The sequence below is a fragment of the Natrinema sp. HArc-T2 genome (assembly GCF_041821085.1).
Lineage (GTDB): Archaea > Halobacteriota > Halobacteria > Halobacteriales > Natrialbaceae > Natrinema.
The window spans coordinates 219539-240711 of the sequence record NZ_JBGUAZ010000004.1 but is presented as its reverse complement, the minus strand read 5'-3'; the positions used below and the strand labels follow the sequence as shown (position 1 = coordinate 240711).

At 63.6% G+C, this 21173-nt stretch carries 27 protein-coding genes; 15 read left to right on the top strand and 12 right to left on the bottom strand.

Translation table 11 applies throughout. The features are described 5' to 3' along the window. Positions 1–35 precede the first annotated feature (35 nt). Entirely contained in the window at positions 36–647 is a 612-nt protein-coding gene (locus ACERI1_RS11970) for a riboflavin synthase (protein WP_373618403.1), read from the top strand. 112 nt (positions 648–759) lie between these two features. Here the strand turns inward: ACERI1_RS11970 and ACERI1_RS11965 are convergent, their stop codons facing one another. Next, the gene (locus tag ACERI1_RS11965) at positions 760–1776 is read right to left on the bottom strand and encodes a PrsW family intramembrane metalloprotease (RefSeq protein ID WP_373618402.1); all 1017 of its coding nucleotides are present in this window, start codon (positions 1774–1776) and stop codon (positions 760–762) included. A 111-nt stretch (positions 1777–1887) separates the two neighbouring features. Beyond that, positions 1888–2313: a hypothetical protein gene (locus tag ACERI1_RS11960; protein ID WP_373618401.1), complete on the bottom strand. Its 426-nt coding sequence runs from the start codon at positions 2311–2313 to the stop codon at positions 1888–1890. 167 nt (positions 2314–2480) lie between these two features. On the opposite strand from ACERI1_RS11960, the gene ACERI1_RS11955 reads away from it, so the two are divergent. Together ACERI1_RS11955 and ACERI1_RS11950 are read left to right on the top strand one after the other, a co-directional pair. Continuing rightward, entirely contained in the window at positions 2481–2858 is a 378-nt protein-coding gene (locus tag ACERI1_RS11955) for a hypothetical protein (RefSeq protein ID WP_373618400.1), read from the top strand. 67 nt (positions 2859–2925) lie between these two features. Beyond that, positions 2926–4356 (top strand): DUF402 domain-containing protein, encoded by a 1431-nt coding sequence (locus tag ACERI1_RS11950; protein WP_373618399.1) that lies wholly within the window; start codon positions 2926–2928, stop codon positions 4354–4356. A gap of 94 nt (positions 4357–4450) precedes the next feature. Here the strand turns inward: ACERI1_RS11950 and ACERI1_RS11945 are convergent, their stop codons facing one another. The 3 genes from ACERI1_RS11945 to ACERI1_RS11935 all read right to left on the bottom strand — a co-directional run bounded on the left by ACERI1_RS11945 (position 4451) and on the right by ACERI1_RS11935 (position 5901). After that, entirely contained in the window at positions 4451–4903 is a 453-nt protein-coding gene (locus ACERI1_RS11945) for an NUDIX domain-containing protein (protein ID WP_373618398.1), read from the bottom strand. Between the two features lie 231 nt (positions 4904–5134). Next, positions 5135–5269: a zinc ribbon domain-containing protein gene (locus ACERI1_RS11940; RefSeq protein WP_138782338.1), complete on the bottom strand. Its 135-nt coding sequence runs from the start codon at positions 5267–5269 to the stop codon at positions 5135–5137. A gap of 182 nt (positions 5270–5451) precedes the next feature. Continuing rightward, entirely contained in the window at positions 5452–5901 is a 450-nt protein-coding gene (locus tag ACERI1_RS11935) for a hypothetical protein (protein ID WP_373618397.1), read from the bottom strand. Between the two features lie 102 nt (positions 5902–6003). Between ACERI1_RS11935 and ACERI1_RS11930 the strand changes: the two genes are divergently transcribed. The 3 genes from ACERI1_RS11930 (at position 6004) to ACERI1_RS11920 (ending at position 7031) form a co-directional block, all read left to right on the top strand. Continuing rightward, complete coding sequence (locus ACERI1_RS11930) at positions 6004–6348, top strand: helix-turn-helix domain-containing protein (RefSeq protein WP_373618396.1); 345 nt, start codon at positions 6004–6006, stop codon at positions 6346–6348. A gap of 1 nt (position 6349) precedes the next feature. Further along, positions 6350–6670 (top strand): hypothetical protein, encoded by a 321-nt coding sequence (locus ACERI1_RS11925; RefSeq protein WP_373618395.1) that lies wholly within the window; start codon positions 6350–6352, stop codon positions 6668–6670. A gap of 85 nt (positions 6671–6755) precedes the next feature. Beyond that, positions 6756–7031, top strand: coding sequence for a hypothetical protein (locus ACERI1_RS11920; protein ID WP_373618394.1), 276 nt, complete (start codon positions 6756–6758; stop codon positions 7029–7031). Positions 7032–7072: 41 nt separating this feature from the next. On the opposite strand, the gene ACERI1_RS11915 is transcribed toward ACERI1_RS11920, so the two are convergent. Then, positions 7073–8128: an aldo/keto reductase gene (locus tag ACERI1_RS11915; RefSeq protein ID WP_373618393.1), complete on the bottom strand. Its 1056-nt coding sequence runs from the start codon at positions 8126–8128 to the stop codon at positions 7073–7075. A gap of 103 nt (positions 8129–8231) precedes the next feature. On the opposite strand from ACERI1_RS11915, the gene ACERI1_RS11910 reads away from it, so the two are divergent. From ACERI1_RS11910 to ACERI1_RS11900, 3 genes are all read left to right on the top strand, one after another. Then, positions 8232–8447 carry a hypothetical protein gene (locus ACERI1_RS11910; RefSeq protein ID WP_373618392.1) on the top strand — a complete coding sequence of 72 codons (216 nt, stop codon included), beginning with the start codon at positions 8232–8234 and terminating at the stop codon, positions 8445–8447. A gap of 99 nt (positions 8448–8546) precedes the next feature. Next, positions 8547–9446 (top strand): acyltransferase, encoded by a 900-nt coding sequence (locus tag ACERI1_RS11905; protein WP_373618391.1) that lies wholly within the window; start codon positions 8547–8549, stop codon positions 9444–9446. Between the two features lie 74 nt (positions 9447–9520). Beyond that, positions 9521–9847 (top strand): hypothetical protein, encoded by a 327-nt coding sequence (locus tag ACERI1_RS11900; protein ID WP_373618389.1) that lies wholly within the window; start codon positions 9521–9523, stop codon positions 9845–9847. A 35-nt stretch (positions 9848–9882) separates the two neighbouring features. On the opposite strand, the gene ACERI1_RS11895 is transcribed toward ACERI1_RS11900, so the two are convergent. Further along, entirely contained in the window at positions 9883–10635 is a 753-nt protein-coding gene (locus tag ACERI1_RS11895; protein WP_373618388.1) for a hypothetical protein, read from the bottom strand. 315 nt (positions 10636–10950) lie between these two features. Here ACERI1_RS11895 and thsB point away from each other — a divergent pair, with 315 nt between their 5' ends. Beyond that, the gene (thsB, locus tag ACERI1_RS11890) at positions 10951–12603 is read left to right on the top strand and encodes a thermosome subunit beta (RefSeq protein ID WP_373618553.1); all 1653 of its coding nucleotides are present in this window, start codon (positions 10951–10953) and stop codon (positions 12601–12603) included. Positions 12604–12869: 266 nt separating this feature from the next. Here the strand turns inward: thsB and lrp are convergent, their stop codons facing one another. After that, complete coding sequence (gene lrp, locus ACERI1_RS11885) at positions 12870–13334, bottom strand: HTH-type transcriptional regulator Lrp (protein WP_373618387.1); 465 nt, start codon at positions 13332–13334, stop codon at positions 12870–12872. Positions 13335–13460: 126 nt separating this feature from the next. Here lrp and glnA point away from each other — a divergent pair, with 126 nt between their 5' ends. From glnA to ACERI1_RS11870, 3 genes are all read left to right on the top strand, one after another. Then, positions 13461–14816, top strand: a complete 1356-nt coding sequence (gene glnA, locus ACERI1_RS11880) for a type I glutamate--ammonia ligase (protein ID WP_373618385.1) — start codon at positions 13461–13463, stop codon at positions 14814–14816. A 150-nt stretch (positions 14817–14966) separates the two neighbouring features. Continuing rightward, entirely contained in the window at positions 14967–15236 is a 270-nt protein-coding gene (locus tag ACERI1_RS11875) for a hypothetical protein (protein WP_373618383.1), read from the top strand. A 225-nt stretch (positions 15237–15461) separates the two neighbouring features. After that, the gene (locus ACERI1_RS11870) at positions 15462–15980 is read left to right on the top strand and encodes a gamma carbonic anhydrase family protein (protein WP_373618381.1); all 519 of its coding nucleotides are present in this window, start codon (positions 15462–15464) and stop codon (positions 15978–15980) included. Between the two features lie 6 nt (positions 15981–15986). Here the strand turns inward: ACERI1_RS11870 and ACERI1_RS11865 are convergent, their stop codons facing one another. The 4 genes from ACERI1_RS11865 to ACERI1_RS11850 all read right to left on the bottom strand — a co-directional run bounded on the left by ACERI1_RS11865 (position 15987) and on the right by ACERI1_RS11850 (position 19191). Then, positions 15987–16490, bottom strand: coding sequence for a hypothetical protein (locus tag ACERI1_RS11865; protein ID WP_373618380.1), 504 nt, complete (start codon positions 16488–16490; stop codon positions 15987–15989). A 77-nt stretch (positions 16491–16567) separates the two neighbouring features. Continuing rightward, positions 16568–17695 (bottom strand): pyruvate dehydrogenase (acetyl-transferring) E1 component subunit alpha, encoded by a 1128-nt coding sequence (gene pdhA / locus ACERI1_RS11860; RefSeq protein ID WP_373618378.1) that lies wholly within the window; start codon positions 17693–17695, stop codon positions 16568–16570. 68 nt (positions 17696–17763) lie between these two features. Next, positions 17764–18855, bottom strand: coding sequence for an aminomethyltransferase family protein (locus tag ACERI1_RS11855; protein ID WP_373618376.1), 1092 nt, complete (start codon positions 18853–18855; stop codon positions 17764–17766). 39 nt (positions 18856–18894) lie between these two features. Beyond that, the gene (locus ACERI1_RS11850) at positions 18895–19191 is read right to left on the bottom strand and encodes a DUF6432 family protein (RefSeq protein WP_373618374.1); all 297 of its coding nucleotides are present in this window, start codon (positions 19189–19191) and stop codon (positions 18895–18897) included. 221 nt (positions 19192–19412) lie between these two features. On the opposite strand from ACERI1_RS11850, the gene ACERI1_RS11845 reads away from it, so the two are divergent. Further along, entirely contained in the window at positions 19413–20507 is a 1095-nt protein-coding gene (locus ACERI1_RS11845; RefSeq protein ID WP_373618372.1) for a hypothetical protein, read from the top strand. A gap of 195 nt (positions 20508–20702) precedes the next feature. Continuing rightward, positions 20703–21086: a DUF5611 family protein gene (locus ACERI1_RS11840; RefSeq protein ID WP_373618371.1), complete on the top strand. Its 384-nt coding sequence runs from the start codon at positions 20703–20705 to the stop codon at positions 21084–21086. Positions 21087–21173: the final 87 nt, after the last annotated feature.

Below are 21173 nucleotides of genomic sequence, written 5' to 3'. Positions count from 1 at the left end.
GAACGGCTTTCCCCCACCGCCTGCCAGTTGTGAATATGTTTACGGGGATCGTCGAAGAGACCGGCGAGATCGTCGCCCGAGAGCGAACCGACGACGGCCTCCGACTGCGGATCGGGGCCGACGAGGTCGCGACGGAACTCGAGCACGGCCAGAGCATCAGCGTCAGCGGCGCGTGTCTCACCGTCGAGCGATACGAGGAGGGAACGTGGTTCGAGGTCTTCCTGGCGACCGAGACCATCGAGCGGACGTATCTGGGCGACCTCGAGACGGGCGACACGGTCAACCTCGAGCGGGCGATGCCGGCCGACGGTCGGTTCGACGGCCACGTCGTGCAGGGTCACGTCGACGCGGTCGCGACAGTACGGAACGTTGAATCGGTCGAGGAAGACTGGTTCTTCGAGTTCGAGCTGCCGGAGGGGTACGACCGCTACGTCGTCGAGAAGGGGTCGATCACGCTCGATGGGATCAGCCTGACCGTCGCCGACCTCGACGCGGAGGCCGGACGTGTCACCGTCGCGATCATCCCGACGACCTACGAGCTGACGACACTCTCCGAGAAGGAGCCCGGCGATCCGGTTCACCTCGAGGTCGACGTGCTCGCGAAGTACGTCGAACGGCTGCTCGAGGCACGATTTGAAGACCGCTGATACGGTCTGCTGTCCCAAGTGACCGGTGCACCCGCAGTGCGGGTCGTGGGTGCATCGGAACTGACTGACAGGTGTCCGTATGAGTCACGATTCGGTCGGGAAGACCGGCGAGTCAGCGCTGTGGCGGCTCGAATTCCGTCAGCTCCGGACGCGGCGTGTCGGCGCCGTCGTCACTGAGCGTCAGATAGGCGTCTCGATAGCGGGCGAGTTTTCGATAGAGGTAGTATCCGACGGTGACGTCGTAGCCGATCACGTAGCCCACGAATGCGACGCCGTAGCCGACGGGCAGGAGACCCGCGAGGAACTGTGGAACGATGCCGACCGTGACGTTGTACGTGCCGTGGACGAACGCGGCGACGAGGAGTCCTTTGAGAACGATCGGGCCGGCGTACTCCCGGTTGAACTTCGCTAAGCCAAGGTAGTAGCCCGCGATCGCCGAGTAGATGACGTGGCCGGGTCCGGCTAGCGCACGGACCGTCGCGATCCCGCTTGCGGTGACGAAGAGGTTTACTTCGGGACTCGCTTCACCGATAACCCGGCTGATGTAGATGGCGTTTTCGATGGCTGCAAAGCCAAGCCCGGCGACGGCCCCGTAGACCGCCCCGTCGATGACGGCGGTGAAGCTACTGCTCCGATAGGCAAACACGTAGACGGCGAGGAGTTTGACCGTCTCTTCGACGGGGCCGACGATCAGGTAGAAAAAGAGTACACCGCTGCCGAAGCCGAGGGCAACCTGACTGAGCGAGTTGATGAGGGCCGCGAACGTCGCGAACAGGACCGCAAGGAGAAAGGTCACGACGAGCAATCCAAGCGGTTCGCTCGTCGTGATATCTGCATACCAAATATATGTTGCGAGCAACCCCGCGGGCACGACCGAGAGCCCGAAGAAGATTGCGACGAACGGATCCTCGAGGACGATCGCGGCCGGCGAGATCAGCAACGAGACGGTGATCGCGATGGCGGTCAGCAAGACGAGCGCACGGAGTCCGTAGCGAACCGTACTGTAGAGTGTGTACGCGAGCAAATCGACGGCTGACCGTGGCTCCCACGTCGAGATGTCGTAGAGATCGACCGTTCCGTCGCCGCGTCGATCCTCGGCCTGCTCGACCGGATCGCGACTGCGCTGCATGACCGGACATACTGTCGCCGGCCCGGTATAGGTTCGGCAACCGGCGACGCAAGCGTTGCATTGCCAGTCCCCACACAGTAGGTCGCGAGCGACGCTACCTGAGTGAACGGTCTACTCGCTGTCGAGGAGTCGCTGGATCGCGACGGCAGCGTCCTCGAACGCGTTGACGTCCATGCTGTCGATCGTCAGCAGGATGCCGACCTCTCGCTGGAGCACCCTGACGACGAACCCGTTTTCGTGGAAGCGGACGGTAAACTCGTAGTCGCCGATGTCCGAGTCGCTCTCTCTGCGGGCGATCGCCGTCCGGACAGGGACCTCGGAGAAGCCGGCCTGTTCGAACTCGACCAGTTGGGATTTGGCGTCACGGGCGTCGGCCCGCGAGCCGTAGAGGTCCTGCCGGAGATACAGGATATCGAACGCTGACGGCGTGAAGTAGATCACGCTTCGAAGCGTGTCGCCGAGACTGGTCCGTGCTGCGCTGATGATACCGGTTGCCTGTTCGTCGTTGAGGTTTGTTCTGTGTAGTTCGCCACTCATGTGCATCGTCGGCAACCACCAGTATCAAACGTTTCGCCTACAGTAATAGCGAACGGAACGACAGGCGGACTGACGCGTGCCGGCGGACACGGTGGGCTGAGTCACCGCACCGTAGCGACCGACGCGAACTCGGAATGATCAAAGGTCTCCCGGCCCAACCGGCGGCTATGCATTTCGACCAGCGAACCCAGCAGGCGCTTCGCGATGTCGGCCTCGAGACCGATGACCTCCGGGCCGCCTCCGAGGCCGTCGTCGACGCCGTCGCCGAGGACGCGGCGGCGCTGGAGGACTTCTTCGACGAGCACGACGCCGTCTACTCCGATATGGATATGGCACACTCGAGTGCCGACTATCCGGAACACGCCGTTGAGTACGCCGACATCACGACTCACGCCGACGAAATGCGCGGCTGGTTGCGGTTCGACACCTGGGGCGTCTCCATCGAGAACGGTCGGTTGCTCGATGACGGGTCCGTCGAACTCACCCTCGGGCCGACGATCGACGACCGGGTGCGGTTCGCGCCCGACCGCGAGATCTTGCGGTGATCACCGTGTTCGAGGCAACGATTGGATCGCGCTCGAGCGATCCACGACGGACGACGGAGGAAAACCGATGACGACGGCTCGCGTCCGCGGGATCTATACGACCGCGGTCACGCAATTATTGAGCGAGGCCGGCTACGAGGTCGTCCAGGCCTCCGACCCGATTCAGGAGCGGTTCGACCAGTCGTTCGACACCGTCCCGGCAGATGTTTCGATCGAAACCACCCGCGACCGGCAGGGTGTCGAGGTGTCGGGCGACGTCGATGCGGTCACGACAGCCGCAGGCAAACTCGAGAGCCTCGCCATCGATACCTTCCGCTGGGACGACGAGGTTGCTCGTGGCGCGGTCTTCGACGCCGAGGTGCTCGAGGCCGATGGCGGCAGCGGTGCCGTCGTCGATCTCGGCGACGGTCGGCGCGGCTATCTCAGCTACGACGACGTCGACGGCTACGTCGACGCCGGCAACCGCTACCGGGTGCAAGTCACCGAGCCCACGCCGCCGTGGGACGACGATCGGCCGCGAGTACAGCCGATCCTCGAGGTGCAGGGTGGGCTCTGTGCCCTTTCGCGTGACCGAACCGGCGTCTCGGCGGCGATGCGCGGCGAGCGTGCGGACGAACTCGTCGGCATGACCGATCTGCTCTCGGTCGAGATTCCTGACGGGTGGGGAGTCCGCTGGCAACACGCCGCGGTCGATGCGGACCTCGAGGCAATGGGGACCGCCCTTGAGGACGCGGCCGGTCGCGCACGTCTGCTCGAGGATGCCCTCGCCGACGCGTCCGACCAGCCGGGCGAGCCGGCGCTTCTCGCTGCCCCCCAGCGAACCGCGTGGGTCCGGTTTGGCCGCCAGTCCCGGTTCGCGCTCGATGGGGTGCGCCGGCGCGTGGAGACGACGATGCCCGGCCATCACCGGACGAAGGCAGCCGACCAGGCTGCGAGCGCAGCGGTGGATTTCGCAGAGGCGGTCTGTGAGCCGACCGACGATGCCGCAGATGGCGATGACTTCCCGTTTGCAGCCGTCACGCGCCAGTTCGGCCCTACAACTGGCGATCGCCTCGAGATCGGTCACGGCAAACCCGACGGGCGACGTATCTCGCTCGGCCGCGGCGAGGTCACCCACTGGGATCCCGAGGGCAAGATCACCCTCGAGCGCTCGATGCGCGGCGGCGGCAGCTACGACGCGCTCGGGACTCCCAAGGACGACGGCGATGTGGCAGTGACGAAGTTCCGCGAAGGACGGTGGTGGTATCCGACGACCTACAAGGCCGCCGACGGCACGTCGAAGGGAACCTACGTCAACGTCTGTACCCCGGTCGAACTCTTCCCGGATTGTGTGCGGTACGTCGACCTCTACGTCGACGTGATCCGCCGGCCCGACGGGGCGGTCGAAATCGTCGACGCGGACGAACTCGAGGCCGCCGTCGCAGACGGGTTAGTGTCCGACGAGCTGGCCGAAAAAGCGATGGACGTCGCGAACGCCGTCGAGCGTGCACTCTCGTAGGACGGTAACTCTCATACGGTCTGCTGTCACTGGTTACCGGCGCACCCGCATGGCGGGTCGTGGGTGCGTCGGCACTGACTGACAGCCGTCTGTATCAGTCCGATGCACTCGAGACCTCGTCGGTTCGGGACACGGTCGGCAGCAGGTCGACGTACGCGTCGAGCTCGAGCGCGAACGGCTGGGCGGTCGTCGGTCGGACCCAGCGGAACGAAAACATCGCGCCGTGTTCGGCCCCGCCGTCGCTGACAGTGTGGGTCCACCGGTCGCGAGGCTCGTACACCGTCGCATGGAAGAAGTGGCGGACGTACCGTCTGCCCGCGCGCCGTGTCCAGACGTCGGTCGTCAGATGGCGGGTGTCACTCAGCGTGCCGAGTCCGCTCTCCTCGCGGACCTCTCTGAACAGCGCCTCCCGGGGTGACTCGCCGGGCTCGAGGGTTCCTTTCGGAATCTGCAGGCCGTCGTGGCCCGGCCCTTCGAAGACCAGGAGTTCGCCCGGTCTGCGGGTGATGTAGGCACACGCCTTCTGGACGTACGTGGCGTCAGTCATGCTACCAACTACCACGATAGTCCGTCGTAAAAACCTATCATGAGGGATGTTAAAGGAAGGTAAGGGTCCTATGTTCTGTGTCGTGGGTTCCGAAATGGACGTCCGTCGAACCGCTGATACGGTATGCTGTACCGATTGACCGGTGCACCCGCAGGGCGGTCGCGGTTGCGCCGACAGTGACTGACAGTAGTCCGTATGAGAGGTCGATCCTGTGGTTTGCCGCGCGAATCCTCAGAGTGCGAAATTGCTTTCTGTCACTGATCGGCCACAGACCGGGCAGCCGTTGGCCAGCGTCGCCGCTCGCATCGGGTCGGTCACCGTAATCGACCGTTGGCAGTCCGGGCAGGTAAACTCGTATGCTGTCATAAGTCTGGTGTGCCGGTAGCTAGAATGACGGTACCGTTCGGATTAGGCGGGGTGCCCAGATATGGAGGGGCATATATAAGTCATCGAACGTGACGCTCACCGTTCGAAGGGTGAGATCGGGCCCGGCAGTCGCATCGATCCCGTCGTGGTCGAGCCTTCACTGTCTGCTGTCGGAGGCGTGCTTACAGGAGATTCGCCGCGACGAACAGGACTTGGACGACCACGAGCGTCAACAGCGTCACCAGCGCACACAGTTCGTAGACGGATCGGACGAGGTCGTCGGTTGCGTCGAACGCACCGGTGCGCTCGAGGCCGACACGCACCGCCCAGAAGCCGACGTAGATCACCGCGATGATGGCCGGAAACGCGGCCAGCGCGAGCGGCGTCGGGGCGTATTCGGGCCCGTAGTAGGTGCCGATACTCCAGCGGATCCGGACGCTGTCACCGAGTGCGGGAGCGGCGGCGAGGCTCACCGCGACGCTTGCGAGCACGACGAGCAGTCCGCCACCCGCAGTCGGTCGAAGCCGGTCGCCAGCGGGACCGGCCACCGAGGCTGCGAGCCGCGTCGCGACGCGGCGAGTCAGTTCGACGAGTCGCTCGAGCGCTCCCGACGAGCGGGTCGATGGCGTCATATCTCGACCAACGAGGCGAGACGGGAAAACTCGGCTCGCACGACTGCAGCGGCTGCAGTGGCGATAACCCCTTTATATCTCTTCTCTGTACACTCTCCAACCGTGAGTGAGGAGGTCGACGTCGAGACGATCGGGACCTTGCTCGAGGACCCGACAGTGCGTACGATCCTCACCAAGACAAGCCAGGAACCCATGTCAGCGACCACGTTGAGCGAGCACTGTGAGGCGTCGAAACCCACGGTGTACCGGCGGTTAGAGGACCTCCGCGAGTGTGGTCTCCTCGTCGAACGGACCAAACCAGATCCCGACCGGGGCCACCACCGAACCGTCTACGCGACGAATCTCGAGCGGATCACGGTCGAACTCGAGGGCGGCGGACTGACGCTGCACATCGACCGCCGCGAAGACATCGCCGACCGCTTTACGAGACTCATCGAGGGGATGTAACGTGCAGGGACCGATACAGCTCTGGGACCCCGCGCTGCCGCCGGAGTGGGTCACAACGTTCGTGCAGGCGACCGACGTGCTGAGCGCGCTCATCGGGCTGTTCATCGCCTATCAGGCCTATCGGGGCTATCGGCGAAACGACAGTCGACCGATGTTGTTCATCGCCGTCGGGTTCGCGCTGGCGCTCGCGGTGCCGTTCGTCCTGTTGTTGCTCTACGTGGCGCTGCCGTTTCTGTCGGAGTCACTCGCCGCCGTCCTCAGCCAGTGCAGCCAGCTCTGTGGACTGGTCGCGATCCTGTATGCGCTGCGTATGCCGGCGTGAACGCACCGGACCGGCTCGCGAGGTTCGTTGCGAAACCGCCCGAGCAGGCTAAACCGTTACGGGTTGGTAGCACTTATCACTATCTATGGGATCGCTCAACGATGAGATGGCCGACGTCCGGTCGGACATCGACGACGTCAGAACACAACTCCGAGCGGACATCCCGGAGCTCTTCGAGTTCGACGTGACGGTCGGCAACATCTCGTACAACGCCAACAGCAACAGCGTCTCCGTCACCGTCGAGCCGAGCGCTCGAGCCCGAGATCAGCTCTCAGAGCAGTTCGGTGGCGTCGACGTGCGGACGGACGGCCAACTCGAACTCGAGTTCCGGCTCACAGAGTCGTCGACCAACGAAGCATAGGTACACCGAGGGATATGGCCGCTCGAGCCAGTCGTGGCTGATCAGTCAGCCGCGAGCTTGTCCAGTCCGGCGGACTCGATGTCCTCGCCGTCGACCGACGAGCGCAGCGCGTCCATCCCGTCGTCGCGGTCGATGCCGAAGTCGTTCTCGTAGAGCTCCGCGACGCGATCCATTTCTTCGTCGGAGAGCTTTGGCACGTCGCTCGCGGCCGCCCACTCGTCGATGTCCGCTTTCGTGCGGAACGTCGGGGTCACGCTCGCGACGGGGTCGTGGGAGAGCAGCCACGCGATCGAGGCCTGTCCCATCGTGCGTTCGCCGTCACGTTCGAGGAAGCGCAGTTTCTCGATCTTCTCCCAGCCGGTCTCGTACCACTCGTCGGGACGGAAGCCGCGGTGGTCGCCCTCGCCGAGTTCGGTATCGGGCGTGACCTGCTCGTTCAGGATGCCCGAAGAGTGGGGCACGCGGGGGATCAGGCTGGTCGACGAGCCGGTTCGCTCGATCGTCTCGAGGAAGTGGTTGCCGACCTCCTGCTCTAAGACGTTCCAGACGAGTTGCACGGAGTCGAACTCCTCTTCGATCGCGAGGTCGCCCTCGGCGAGCCAGCCGATCGAGGGACCCAGCGCGAGGCCGGTAGCGTCGATCTTGCCCTCTTCTTCGAGTTCGTCGAACACCTCGAGGACGTCGGGCGTGATCTCGTCCGTGTCGGCGTTGTGCAGTTGGAGCACGTCGACGGAGTCCATCTCGAGGCGCTCGAGGCTCTTCTCGACGGCCTCTCGGAGATACTCGGGGCCCATCTCCTTGGGGAGTTCGCCGTGGCCGGCCTGTGGGTTGTTGTAGAAGTCGTAGCCGACCTTGGTTGCGACGGTGACCTCGTCGCGGACCTCCGCGAGGGCCTGCCCGAGCAGTTCCTCGCTGCGACCGTGACCGTAGACGTCACCCGTGTCGAAGTAGGTAATGCCCTGATCGACGGCGTACTGAACCATCTCGATGGCGTCGTCTTCCGAACGGTCGCCCCACCAGTCAGTACCGACGACCCACGCGCCGAAGCCAACCTCGCTGACCTCGACTCCGGACTCACCGAGTTCGCTGTGTTGCATACTCGCCTCTTTGGAGTGGGAGAACTTAGGGTGACCGGAACGCTCGAATGACTCCTCTTTTGGGAGTCGAATCGCTCTTGGGTGTCGGCTGACACGCATTCGTATGCCCAGTTCCCGCCGCGGCTCGCGCGATCCCAGACGACAACTGCTTGCCGTCCTTGTCGTCAGCGTGTCGCTTGCTGTCCTCGCTGTGAGCCGACTCGAGATTCCGAGAGACCGCATCTCGGTTGGCGCTGTCGTCGTTGGGACGTTGCTGGTCGTCGGGGCGCTTGCAGTGCCCGCGTTACTCTTTGCCGGGTGGCAGTCCGAGCAGGAGTGAGTCCTGTCGGAACGGCCCGGTAACACGCGCGTCAGTTGGTCCGGCAACCCTGAACGCACAACCGAACCCCTATGAACTCGGCGGGCAATACGTCGGGGTATGACAAAGCGGTACGTGTCGCTCCCCGAGGAGGCAGAAACGGGGATGCGCGAGTTCATCGATGAGGTCGATCGACGGCTCTCGAGCGACGAAGACACCTGCTCGGTCGTCGAGGACGTCCTGATCGACCTCTCGGGCGACCGCGAGGCCTACGAGCGCTGGCAGGACGGCGAGTCGGTGCCGCCTGCCGAGCGCATTCGCCTGCAAAGCTACGATCCCTGTAACACGACCTTAGAGAGCGAGTACTACGCCGAGAAAGACGAGGAGGCGTTCCGGGAGTCGAAACACCTCCAGTGGCTCTGGCGGCAGTTCGACAGCCTCCCGATCGCGGACAACGTCGAGTTCGCGCTCCGATTCCGGCGGATGCTCGCGGACCACCTCTTCGAGGAGTGTGGCGAGAACTGCCGCTTTTTCAAGGGCATTACGTTCACATACGGGCACAATATCACGATCGGCGACAACACCGTCGTTCACGACGATGTCCACCTGGATGACCGCGGGAAACTCACCATCGGCGACCGCGTTTCGATCTCCGATGGCGTACACATCTACAGTCACGACCACGACGTCGTCGACCAGACCGAGGTCCGCAACTACCACACCACTATCGAGGACGACGTTCGGCTGACCTACGACGCAATGGTTCGTGCGGGCTGTAAGGTCGGCGAGAACGCCGTCGTCGGCGCACGCGGCATCGTCCAGAACGATATCCCTGCCCACCACATCGCCATCGGAATGCCCGCCAAAAGCGTCAAAATCAAACCCGGCTGGGAAGACGTCGCGACGCCCATTGACGACGCCGGCGTCAATCGCCAAGAAGAACGCCACCTCGAGTACGACCTGCCCGACGACCTCGAGGTCTTCGATGAGTTTGGTCGTGACTTACAGCCACCCCAGTAGTTCTCGTCGGCCTGACTGTCGTCAGCCCCGACAGCGGGGAATAGCCAAGTGCCTCGAGACCGTATCACACACCGATGGCGCTCTGGGGCTGGCTCATCGGTTACATCGCGCTGTTTGCCCTGCTTCACTTGTTACTGTACTACCTGTACGTCCGGCGGAGCGACGACGAGAACGAACGAACACCGTCGTTTGCCGATCCCAACCACGCAAGTCTTCGATCGTCGCCCGGCCCTGACCGCTATCCGCGGGCCACAGACGAGGTGCACGATGCCAACCGAGACGATGACCGCGATCGCGAGTTCGATGGGGAGACGATGCGCTGTCCCCACTGTGGTGCGACCAACGAGGCCGATCAGACGTTTACGTACTGCTGGAACTGCACGTCGGGCTTGCGCCGGTGAGCGCAGGTGATGCCGCGACTGCTGCGTGGTGCCTGTTATTCCGTCAGCGCCGCTGCAATTCGATCGAGGTGATCGACACCGACGACCGCGACGGCATCGCCCGGCTCCGAGCGAAGCTCCTCGAGTCGCTCGATCATACAGCGCTCGCGCGTCTCGTCTCGGTACGCCAGGGTGGTTCCGTCCGTATCGACGCTACCAAGCAACGCTTGGATGCTGGCGACGTGGGCGCGCTCGTGGGCGGCCTGTCGGGCCGGCTGATCTTCGTGATCAACGTCGTACTCGACTGTGTCGCCGGGCACGACGGTCATCGACGTCGCGTGGGTCAGCGTCGCGGCGATCCGATAGGTGAGTGCGTCGCGGGTCGCGTTGCCGACACTCGAGAGGACACGTCGTGCCCTCGCGGGCGAGACGCGGTCGGCGACCAGCCGCGTGACCAGCCGCCGGAGGAACGACCAGTTCGGAGCGTCGATGCCGACGGCTTCGGCGTCGGGTGCGGCACGGATCGCCGCGCTCATCTCGCCGCCGAACCGCGGCGGCGTCGGATCGTCCTTCTTACCTTTGCGGCCGTAGACGCGATATAGCGGCAGCGCGATCGGTGGCAACTCGAGAGCGAGCGTCACCGGCTCGACGCGTTCCAGGACGCGTTCGACGCGTGCGACGCTGGCGGGGTGGTCGTGGACGACGCCGATCAATACGAGGTCACCACTCGAGTCTGGCAGTCGGCGGTAAAACTGAGGGGTGATTCGGGGGTCGTCGAACGAGTCGGCCAACGGGGAAGGCTCGGCCATTGCTCGTAGAGTAATACGTGACTACCGGTATAACGCTTCCGCCATGTTAACTCAATTTCGAGTTGTGGTTGCAGACTGTGGTGGAACCGACAGCGTCGTGGCCAGTGCTCGAGCGACCTAATAAAAACACCTTGTCACTGACTGATTGAGAACGAGTAACGATCGACTTCAGCAGAGAGAAACCGTCGACATCGTCCCGCACTGCCACGGTTTTCCTCGATCCGCGATTGCACGGACTGCGATCGAAGCGCGAGACGATAGGGAAATGCTTATATAGAATCACAATCAATCACTCGACCGACTATGAGTCAGCGAATGCAGCAGGGTCAGCCGATGATCGTAATGAGCGAGGACTCCCAGCGCGTCAAGGACAAGGACGCGCAGGACTACAACATCAGCGCCGCCCGTGCGGTCGCTGAAGCAGTCCGTTCGACACTCGGCCCGAAAGGGATGGACAAGATGCTCGTCGACTCCATGGGATCGGTGACGATCACCAACGACGGCGTCACTATCCTCAAGGAGATGGACATCGACAACCCGACGGCCGAGATGATCATCGAAGTCGCCGAAACGCAGGAAGACGAGGCCGGCGACGGCACCACGACGGCCGTCGCGATCGCCGGTGAACTCCTCAAGAACGCTGAGGACCTGCTCGAGCAGGACATCCACCCGACGGCGATCATCAAGGGCTTCCACCTCGCCAGCGAGCAGGCCCGCGAGGAGATCGACGACATCGCGACCGACATCGACACCAGCGACGAGGAAGTCCTCCGCAAGACCGCCGAAACCTCGATGACCGGCAAGGGCACCGAGGTCAACAAGGAGTATCTCGCCGAGCTTATCGTCGAGGCCGTCCGGCAGGTCACCGTCGAGAACGAAGACGGCGAGAACGTCGTCGACCTCGAGTTCTTAAACATCGAGACCCAGACCGGTCGTAGCGCCGGCGAGTCCGATCTGCTCGAGGGCGGCATCGTCGACAAGGACCCCGTCCACGACAACATGCCCACGTCGGCCGAGGACGCCGACATCCTGCTGCTCAACGAGGCCATCGAGGTCGAGGAAACCGACATCGATACCGAGGTCTCCGTCACCGACCCCGACCAGCTCCAGCAGTTCCTCGACCGCGAGGAGAAACAGCTTCAGGCAAAAGTCGACCACATCGCCGACCTCGGTGCTGACGTCGTCTTCTGCCAGAAGGGCATCGACGACCTCGCCCAGCACTACCTCGCCAAGGAAGGCATCCTCGCCGTCCGCCGCGCGAAGAAGTCCGACCTCGAGTTCCTCAAGGAAGTCGTCGAGGCAAACATCGTCTCCGACCTCGAGAGCGCCGAGGAAGCCGACCTCGGCTTCGGTGACGTGACCCGCGACGACGAGGACGAACTGTTCTACGTCGAGGGCGAGGACGCCCACGGCGTTACCCTCCTGCTGCGTGGTTCGACCGACCACGTCGTCGACGAACTCGAGCGTGGCGTCAACGACGCGCTCGACGTCGTCGCCCAGACCGTCTCCGACGGTCGCGTCCTCGCCGGCGGCGGTGCCATCGAGGTCGAACTCGCCTCGCGACTCCGTGACTACGCTGACTCGGTCTCCGGTCGCGAGCAGCTCGCCGTCGAAGCCTTCGCCGACTCGCTCGAGCTCGTCCCACGCGTGCTCGCCGAGAACGCGGGTCTCGACTCGATCGACACGCTGGTCGACCTGCGCTCGGCCCACGACGACGGCGACGTCGAAGCCGGCCTGAACGTCTTCACGGGCGACGTCGAGGACACCTTCGAGGCTGGCGTCGTCGAACCGGCCCACGCCAAGGAACAGGCTGTCACCTCCGCTGCCGAAGCGGCCAACCTCGTGCTCAAAATCGACGACATCATCTCCGCCGGTGACCTGTCGACCGACAAGGGCGACGACGAGGAAGGCGCACCCGGTGCCGGCGGCATGGGCGGCATGGGTGGCGGCATGGGCGGCATGATGTAAGAGAGGTCAAGCGAAGCGAAGACCTCTGAAAAGCGAGCGGGGAGCGAACGCGCCCCGCGAGCCAAAACTAAATTTTGATCTGCGGGCCGCCTTCGGCGGCCCTCGGCAAAATTTAGTATAAAAGCACTCCTCCTTCCGTTCCGACCCACTACGCGGGTCTCCACATCAGTCGTCGGCCCGCTCGCTCACCCTTCGGGTTCGCTCGCGGTGAACTGATTAACGACGCCGCTGTTCGGCGATGGGTTCTGCTGAAAAGGACTGTCCGATTACGCTTCCTCGTCGACCTCGAGTTCGAACTGTTCGTTCTCGCTCACGGCGTTCAACACGACGCTGGTGTTCGAGGCTTTGATGTCGGGGTCGGTCAGCAGCTCTTTGATCTGATCGTTCATGCCGTCGGTGTCTTCGAACTTGCCGATGGCGATCACGTCGTAGTCGCCGGTGACCTCGTAGACGCTGGTCATCTGGCGGTGGTCGCGCAGCGTGTCGGTGACGTCGGGCAGCGCGTTCCCCTCGACTTGGAGTTGAATGACGGCGGTTACGTCGTAGCCAACCGCATCGTAATCGACGCGGGGCGTGTAGCCCTCGATGACACCGTCGTCCTCGAGATCGGAGAGGTGATTCGAGACGGTCGTCACGGAGACGTCGAGCTCCTCGGCGAGGCTGCGCAGGCTCGCCCGACCGTCGCCGAGAAGTGCATTCACTAGTTTTGCATCGAGATTTTCGTACGTCATCACATCGACCCACTCATTGTAGCCTTTAGAACTTTACGAATATGCAGTTTGGAGCGGGAGAGAGAAGATTTGCTCGGAACAGTAGTGTTTTAGTAAGCGGGTTACGAGAATACGACGACGAGAAAGATGACAAGCGGAAACCTCACAGACACAGAACAGGCGGTGCTGGACGAGATCGAGGAGAAAGACGTTGACTTCCTCCGACTACAGTTTACCGACATTCTCGGAACGGTCAAGAACGTCTCCGTGCCAGCCCGTCAGGCCGAGAAGGCCTTTGAGGAGGGAATCTATTTCGACGGTTCTTCTATCGAAGGCTTCGTGCGCATTCAGGAGTCGGACATGCGGCTCAAGCCCGACCCGGAGACCTTCGCGATTCTCCCGTGGCGCCAGAAGGAGGGCAGCGCTGCCGCCCGGATGATCTGTGACGTCTACGACACCTATACCGGCGAACCCTTCGAGGGCGACCCGCGTCGTGTTCTCAAGAACGCCCTCGACCGCGCCAACGAGATGGGCTATACGGTCAACGCCGCGCCCGAACCGGAGTTCTTCCTCTTCGAAGAAGACGAAGAGGGCCGTGCGACGACCAAGACCAACGACGCTGGCGGCTACTTCGACCTCGCGCCGAAGGACCTCGCCTCCGACGTTCGCCGTGACATCATCTACGGCCTCGAGAGCATGGGCTTCGAGGTCGAGGCCAGCCACCACGAGGTCGCCGAGGGCCAACACGAGATCAACTTCACCTACGACGACGCCCTGACGACCGCGGACAACGTCGGCACCTTCCGCACGGTCGTCCGTGCGATCGCCGCCCAGCACGACCTGCACGCGACGTTCATGCCCAAGCCGATCCCGCGCATCAACGGCTCGGGGATGCACACCCACATCTCGCTGTTCACCGAGGACGGCGAGAACGCGTTCCACGACGACGACGACGAGTTCAACCTGAGCGAGGAGGCCCACGCCTTCACCGCCGGTGTTCTCGAGCACGCACCGGCGATCACGGCGATCGCGAACCCCACCGTCAACAGCTACAAGCGTCTGGTGCCCGGCTACGAGGCGCCCGTCTACGTCGCGTGGTCCGACCGCAACCGCTCGGCGCTGATCCGCCGGCCCGCCGCACGCACCCCAGCGGCGTCGCGCATCGAACTGCGGTCGCCCGACCCGTCGTGTAACCCCTACCTCGCGCTCGCGGTCATGATCCACGCCGGTCTCGACGGCATCGAGCAGGGCCTCGAGTGTCCCGACCCGGTCCGCGAGAACATCTACGACTTCGACGAGGAGAAACGCGAGGAGTACGGCATTGACACGCTACCGGCCAACCTCGGCGAAGCCGTCGACGCCCTCGAGGAAGACGAAGCGATGTACAGCGCACTCGGCGACCACGTCGCCTCCAAGTTCGTCGAAGCCAAGCGCCAGGAGTTCGAGGAGTACCTCGTCGACGTCTCCGAGTGGGAACTCGACCGCTACCTCGAGACGTTCTAAGTCGGACCTGCTGTCCCCTTACTCGGTTCATTTCTTTTCTGATCGAAGGAGAGTAGCTGATCGCTCGTGATCGTGTGCCTCGAGCGCCAGCGTCCTGACGAGGCACATTCAAGCCCGGCCCTTAGACACAGTGGCACCGGACCATCGGATATGGCCGACAGCCCTGACATCAACACCGTCGAGACGGAAGACAACTACACCCACGTCCGGTTCCGCGATCCCGATCGGTACGACGAGATACGGACTCCAGATTGGGCGGAGCAACCGGCACGGTCGGTTTCGGAGGGCAGCGAGGTCCGTACCGGGAAACTCGAGGGTGAAGACGACTGGGAGATAACGAGCGTCTTGCTCGACAAACACGTCGGCGAGGAGACGGCGAAAAACCAGGCCCGCGAGATCGTCGACAAGATCGAGTCCTGAGACTGTCGACACCGGTTTCGCGACCACTTGCTCGTGTTTTGAGAGCGGTCGATGATCCAACCGGTGGTCCGCCGGTCTGTGCTCGGTGGACCTCACCCGACTCGAGAAGTGGTATTGCTACGCACGGTCGAACTCGCTGTATCGACCCTCACGAGTACAACCGACGTAAGACTGTCATGTCTTCCAGACTGCAGAATTATACGTCCGATCGTTGATGGTGTGGATATGGTCGACAGGCGAACCTACGCGTTCGAGGGGACCCAACCGACGATCGACGAGACGGCACGAGTAAGCCGAGAAGCGACGCTCGTGGGCGACGTCGACATCGGCGCCGACGCGAGCGTCTGGCCCGGCGTCGTGTTGCGCGGTGACGTCGGCCCCGTCCGCATCGGGCAGGCAACGCACGTCGGGGACAACGCGACGATTCACGCCTCACAGCTCGGGGACGAAGTCATGGTAGGCCACGGGGCTATCCTTAACGAGACGACCGTCGAGGACCGGGCGCTGGTCGGGTTCAACGCGACGACTAACTCCGACGTCACGATCGGCAGCGGCAGCATCGTCGCCGCGGGCACCGTCGTTCCCGACGGCTACGACATTCCGCCGGAGTCGTTCGTCCGCGGCGTGCCAGCAGAGATTACGCCACTCGAGAAAACGGGGATCGACGCCGAAGTAATTCTCGAGGAGTACTCGTCGGGCGAGTACACCGATCTGGCCAAGCGCCACGAGGAACTGTTCGAGTAATCCGCTTCAGGCCTGCTGGGTCGCCGAGCCGAGCTCGAAGATCTCTCGGTAGAGGCTCTCGGCGAGGCGATCGATGTTCGCTTCGGCCTCGTTGGCGTCCATCGTGTCGCCGATGCCCTGCCACTCGACGGACAGTCGGGTGATCGGAACCAGTGCGACCCCACCGATGACGATCTCGCCGTCGGGCGTGTGGACGTGCCACGCTGTCTCCATCCCGGTCGACGAGCGAGTGACGCCATCGATCTCGCCGCCCGCAGCAACCCACCGCTCGACGAGCTCGTCAGTGAGCCTGCGGAGCTTCCGTTCACCGAGCAGGTGGAGGGCGCCGCCGCCACTCGCCAACAGCGCGAACGCGACGGCTGCCATCGGCAGGCCGCCGTAGGGGACGTTGATCGACGCTGCAAGGCCGGCCGTCACGACGACCAGGCCGAGCACCCGCGCGTCGACTGCGCTCGGCACTGTGCCGCTCCAGGCCGCGCTCGGTTCCCCGGACGGCTGCTCGAGTTGCATATCGACCGCATCTCGATGCGACGATCGGATAGCCGTTTGCCTGTCCCATTGCGGGCTTTATCCGACCGTCAGATGACTTACTCGTCTTCGAGTAGTGCGTCGTCTCCGTGGGTCTCTCGCAGGTCCGCGAGGTACTCACGCTGTGCCTCGAGGCGTGGCGTCGGCTCCGCGTAGGCGTACTCGAACATCTCGCTGGGATCCCCGTCGACGCCCTCGGCGCGGTCGACCAGCGTCGCCAGCGTCTCCTCGATCTCGGACTCGATCGCGTCGATCCGGTCGTCGTCTATGACACCCTCGCCCCGCAGGTACGCCTCGAATCGATCGATCGGGTCCCGCTCGCGCCATCGTTGGACCTCCTCGTCGTCCCGGTAGACGCTGGGGTCGTCCGCCGTCGTATGGGCACCGTATCGGTACTGAACCGCCTCGATCAGCGTCGGGCGCAACCGGTCGCCGTCGGGCTCGAGGGCCTTTTCCCGTGCGGCCGCCGTCACGACGTAGGTCGCGAGCGGGTCCATGCCGTCGACCTGCACGCCAGCAAAGCCGTAGGCGTGGGCCTTCTGTGCGATGGTTGCGCTCGCGGTTTGCGCTTCGCGCGGGATCGAAATGGCCCACTGGTTGTTGTTACAGATGAAGACCGTCGGCGTATCGAACACGCCTGCAAAATTCATCGCCTCGTGGAAGTCCCCCTCCGATGTCGATCCGTCGCCGAAGTGGGCGACGCCGACGCGCTCGTCACCGTCTAGCTTCGCCGCCCACGACCAGCCCACTATGTGTGGCAGGTGGCCGGCGATCGAGATATTCAGCGGAAAGACGTCGATCTCCGCCAGCGCGGCGTTGCCGTCCTCGTGACCCATCCAGTAGAGCAGATACTCCCACGGCATCCCCCGCGCCGCAAGCGCGCCGTGTTCCCGGTACTGAAAGGAGAGGGTGTCGTCGTCCGCGAGCGCGTACGTCGAGCCGATCTGGGACCCCTCCTGGCCGGCCAGCGAAGAGTACGTTCCCAGCCGCCCCTGTCGCTGGAGGCTGATCATCCGCTCGTCGAACCGTCTGGAAAACCGCATATCCCGGTACATTGACCGCAACGTCTCCGCCTCGAGATCCGGCTCCAGTTCGGGTGCGACGACGGTCCCATCGGCGTCAAGCACCTGAATCCGATCGTCCGGTGCCCGCTCGAGGAGGTCGCGCTCGCGGACGTCTCCTGCCATGGATTGTCACTCGATTTCGGCCTATATAACAGTGGTTCCGAACGCGGATGGTGCGGTTCCGATTCCGATTACTCGTACGTTGGGAGTCGATCCGACTGATCGGACCCCTCGACGAACGGCAGTTCCGTCCGGCTCGCGGCCACCTCGTCACCTTCGACCCGGACCGTCAGCTCGTCGCTCTCGAGGCCGTAGTCGACGACCGCGAGCGCGATGACCTCCTCGAGCAGCGGGCTCTCGCCCGCGCGGGTAATTTCGCCGACTGACGCGTCACCGTCGAAAACGGCCGCGCCGGACTCGGGAACGGTCTCACCCTCGAGTGTCAGGCCGACGAGTTGGCGGCTCGGCTGGCCACGGTTCTCGACGCGGGAGACGACCTCCTGGCCGACGTAACAGCCCTTCTCGAAGTCCAAGGCGTTGTGGAGGCCGAGGACGTTCGGGAGCGTCCCTTCGAGTTCGGTGTGAAACAGTGGCGAGCCGGCCTCGAGTGCGAGACTCTCGAAGGTCCGGTAGCCGAAGGGGGCGGCGTTCAATCCCTGATTGAGCAGCGTGTCGTAGACGGCCTCGGCGTCATCGGCAGCACAGATCACCTCGTAGCTCTCCTCGCCGGTGAGTGCATCGGTCCGGATGACGGAGACGCCTTCGTCGCCCATCGTGCCGCGGACGAACGAGTAGCGCCGCTCGGGCGAGCCGGCCCCGTTGAGGACGCTGGCGATTTTTTCGGTGGCCTGCGGGCCGTGGATCCCGAAAACCGCGTACTCGTCGCTTGCGACGCGGATCTCGACGTCCTGAATGAACACCTTCTCGGACCACTCTTCGGCCAGCGGCTCGGCGGTCTCGGGCTGGGTAAAGAGCAGCAGCCGTTCGCCCGCGTTGTAGATATAGAGTTCGACCTCGATCCCGCCCTGTGGATCGAGCACGAGCGCGTAACAGCCCTGTCCGTCTTCTGCTGGGACGCGGTTCGACACCACGTTGTCGACGTACTCGAGGCGGTCGTCGCCCTCGACGACGAGCACGCCGTAGGCTAGCTCGAGTAAGCCGACGCCGTTGCGGACCGCCAGATGTGTGCGCTCCGGTCGCCCGTAGTGTTCGACGATCCGCTGGTCTGCGCGCTCGCCGAACGTGGCCCCGTGATCCGCGTGGATGGACTCGATGACGCTCATGGGTACCCTCTGGGCGCTGCGCGTATCAGGCGTTTCGATTCAAAAAGGCATCCGATCGCGTAGCCACTCGCCGATCGATTGCTCGTCGTCCTCGTTGGCCGGCCCGTCGGGAACGACGCGGTCAGCGGGCTTGATCACCGTCTCCGAGTTCGACTCGACGACGATCAGATCGTCTGCTTTGAGCATTGACAGGGCTTCCTCGAGTTCGTCAATGTCGACCTCGACGGCCGCCCGGAGTTCGAAGACCGTCATCCCGTCATCGGCGCGATCGACCAGGGCATCGAGTATCGCCACCTCCGTCCCCTCCCGGTTCCGGTACTCCCGCTTTGCTCTCATCCATGTTCCCATTCGACGACCCGGGATTTGACGTTTGTCGTTCTGACGATGTGGCGATCGACTCGGTTCACGCTGCTCGGCCACAGTTCAGGACCGGACCACGAACTGACACTCTTTCTTTTTTCGACAGGATGGAAGTACTATACAGTTCGAATTACTTTCACGAATAGCAGACATACAGGCAGTACGTTTTTTATGGACTGGATCGGTACGATTGGACAATGGTCCTGCGATGTTCGCTGCTCGGACACGACTTCGGCGACGCCGAGGTCGAACGCGAGCGCGAAGAACGGGGCAGTGAGGTCGTCGTCACCCTCCAAGAGTTCGAAGAGTGTTCCCGCTGTGGCGAGCGCAACGTCATCAGCGAGAACACCGAGGTGACCAGCCTCGCCGCCGGAACGGGTGCCGACTCACTCCCCGACGATCACGACCCCGAGCCGACTGCACCGCCTCTCGAGCCAGACGCAACTGACGAGTTCACATCCGAAACGGACGCCGCGTTCATCGACACTGACGAACCTGCCACCGAGACGGATGCCGAGTTCATCGACGCCGATGAACCCGATTCCGGAACGGACGCTGCGTTCGTTGACGCTGACGAGCCTGCCACTGAGTCGGATGCCGAGTTCATCGACGCCGACGAATCCGGTTCCGAGACTGACGCCGAAGATATCGACGACACCACTGAGTCGACCCCTAAAAGCACATCCACTGACTCGGACGCTGTGACCGCCTCCGCGGAGACCGCAGCTACCGACGACATCGACCTCCCGACCGACGAAAACGGCGATCCCGTCGTCGATGACGGCGAGATCCTCGAGGACGACGACCCTGCTCTCGACCGGGACCGCGAACACGGCGAGTGGCCGGACTCGAGTGACGTCGGGCCGCCAGTCGATGCCGACTCCACCCCGGCGGCGTGGCCCGACGATGACGACGATGCAGACACCGAGGCCGACACCGACACCGGCGACGCGGCGTCCGACCCGACTTCGACCGACGACGCGGTCGTGCTTGAAAACGACGTGCCAGCAGATACCACGAACGACGCTCGGTCGGTGACCGCAACGCCCCCGACCGATGTCACTGACGACGCGACCGACGAGACCTCGTCGGAGCCGGCAAGCGGCATCGAGTGGGCTGATTCGGTTCCGACGCCGACCGAACGCGAGGGCGGTCCTGCAGACGACGTTCCGACCGAGTTCTACTGTCCACGATGTGAGTACGTCGCCGCTGGCGACCGCGGCTCGTTGCGTGCCGGCGACATCTGCCCCGACTGTCGCAAAGGCTATCTCAGCGAACGCGAGCGTCGGTAGCCGTCATTTTCGACAGTGGTCGTCCGCACACCCACACCGCTGTTCGGCGGTCGATCGGTCGACGAACCATCCGGACAGTGGTCGAACACTCACTCCCCGTCGCCAGACGAGTGCGTTCAGTAACGGTGACCGATCAGGAGACCGAAACGTCGGCTATGAAAAGAGGTAAACGCTCCGCCGTGTTTCTCCCAATCCATGAAGGAGTACAAGATGCGCCGCGGTGAATATCTCGAGGAGCGAATTCCGGATCTGGAGTCGACCGTCGAGGACTACTTCGGTCCGATCACGGGCACCCAGGAGTACAAGGGCAGCGACCTCTTTTGCATCGAGGAGCCTGACAACCCCGTCTTCGAGAAGATCGTCGTCGGTGCCGTCGAGTACTCCGGCAAGAAGGACAAACTCGGCGTCGAGTTCCACGAACGCGACCCCACCGAACTCGGCCCCGACGAACTCGAGGCCGCCGGTGAGGCCGTCGACGCCAAAAACGACTTCCTGCTCGAGGCGACCGGCCGCGACGCCAAGTCCCGTCGCGAGTCGATGAAGCGGAAAGTCGAAGACGACCCGGATCACGACTTCTAACAACCTTTTACACTGCGGTCTGTCGCGAGCGAGGCACACAGCGCCTCGCTCGCGCCGTCCCTCGGTAAAATCTCGAGAGAGCGAAGC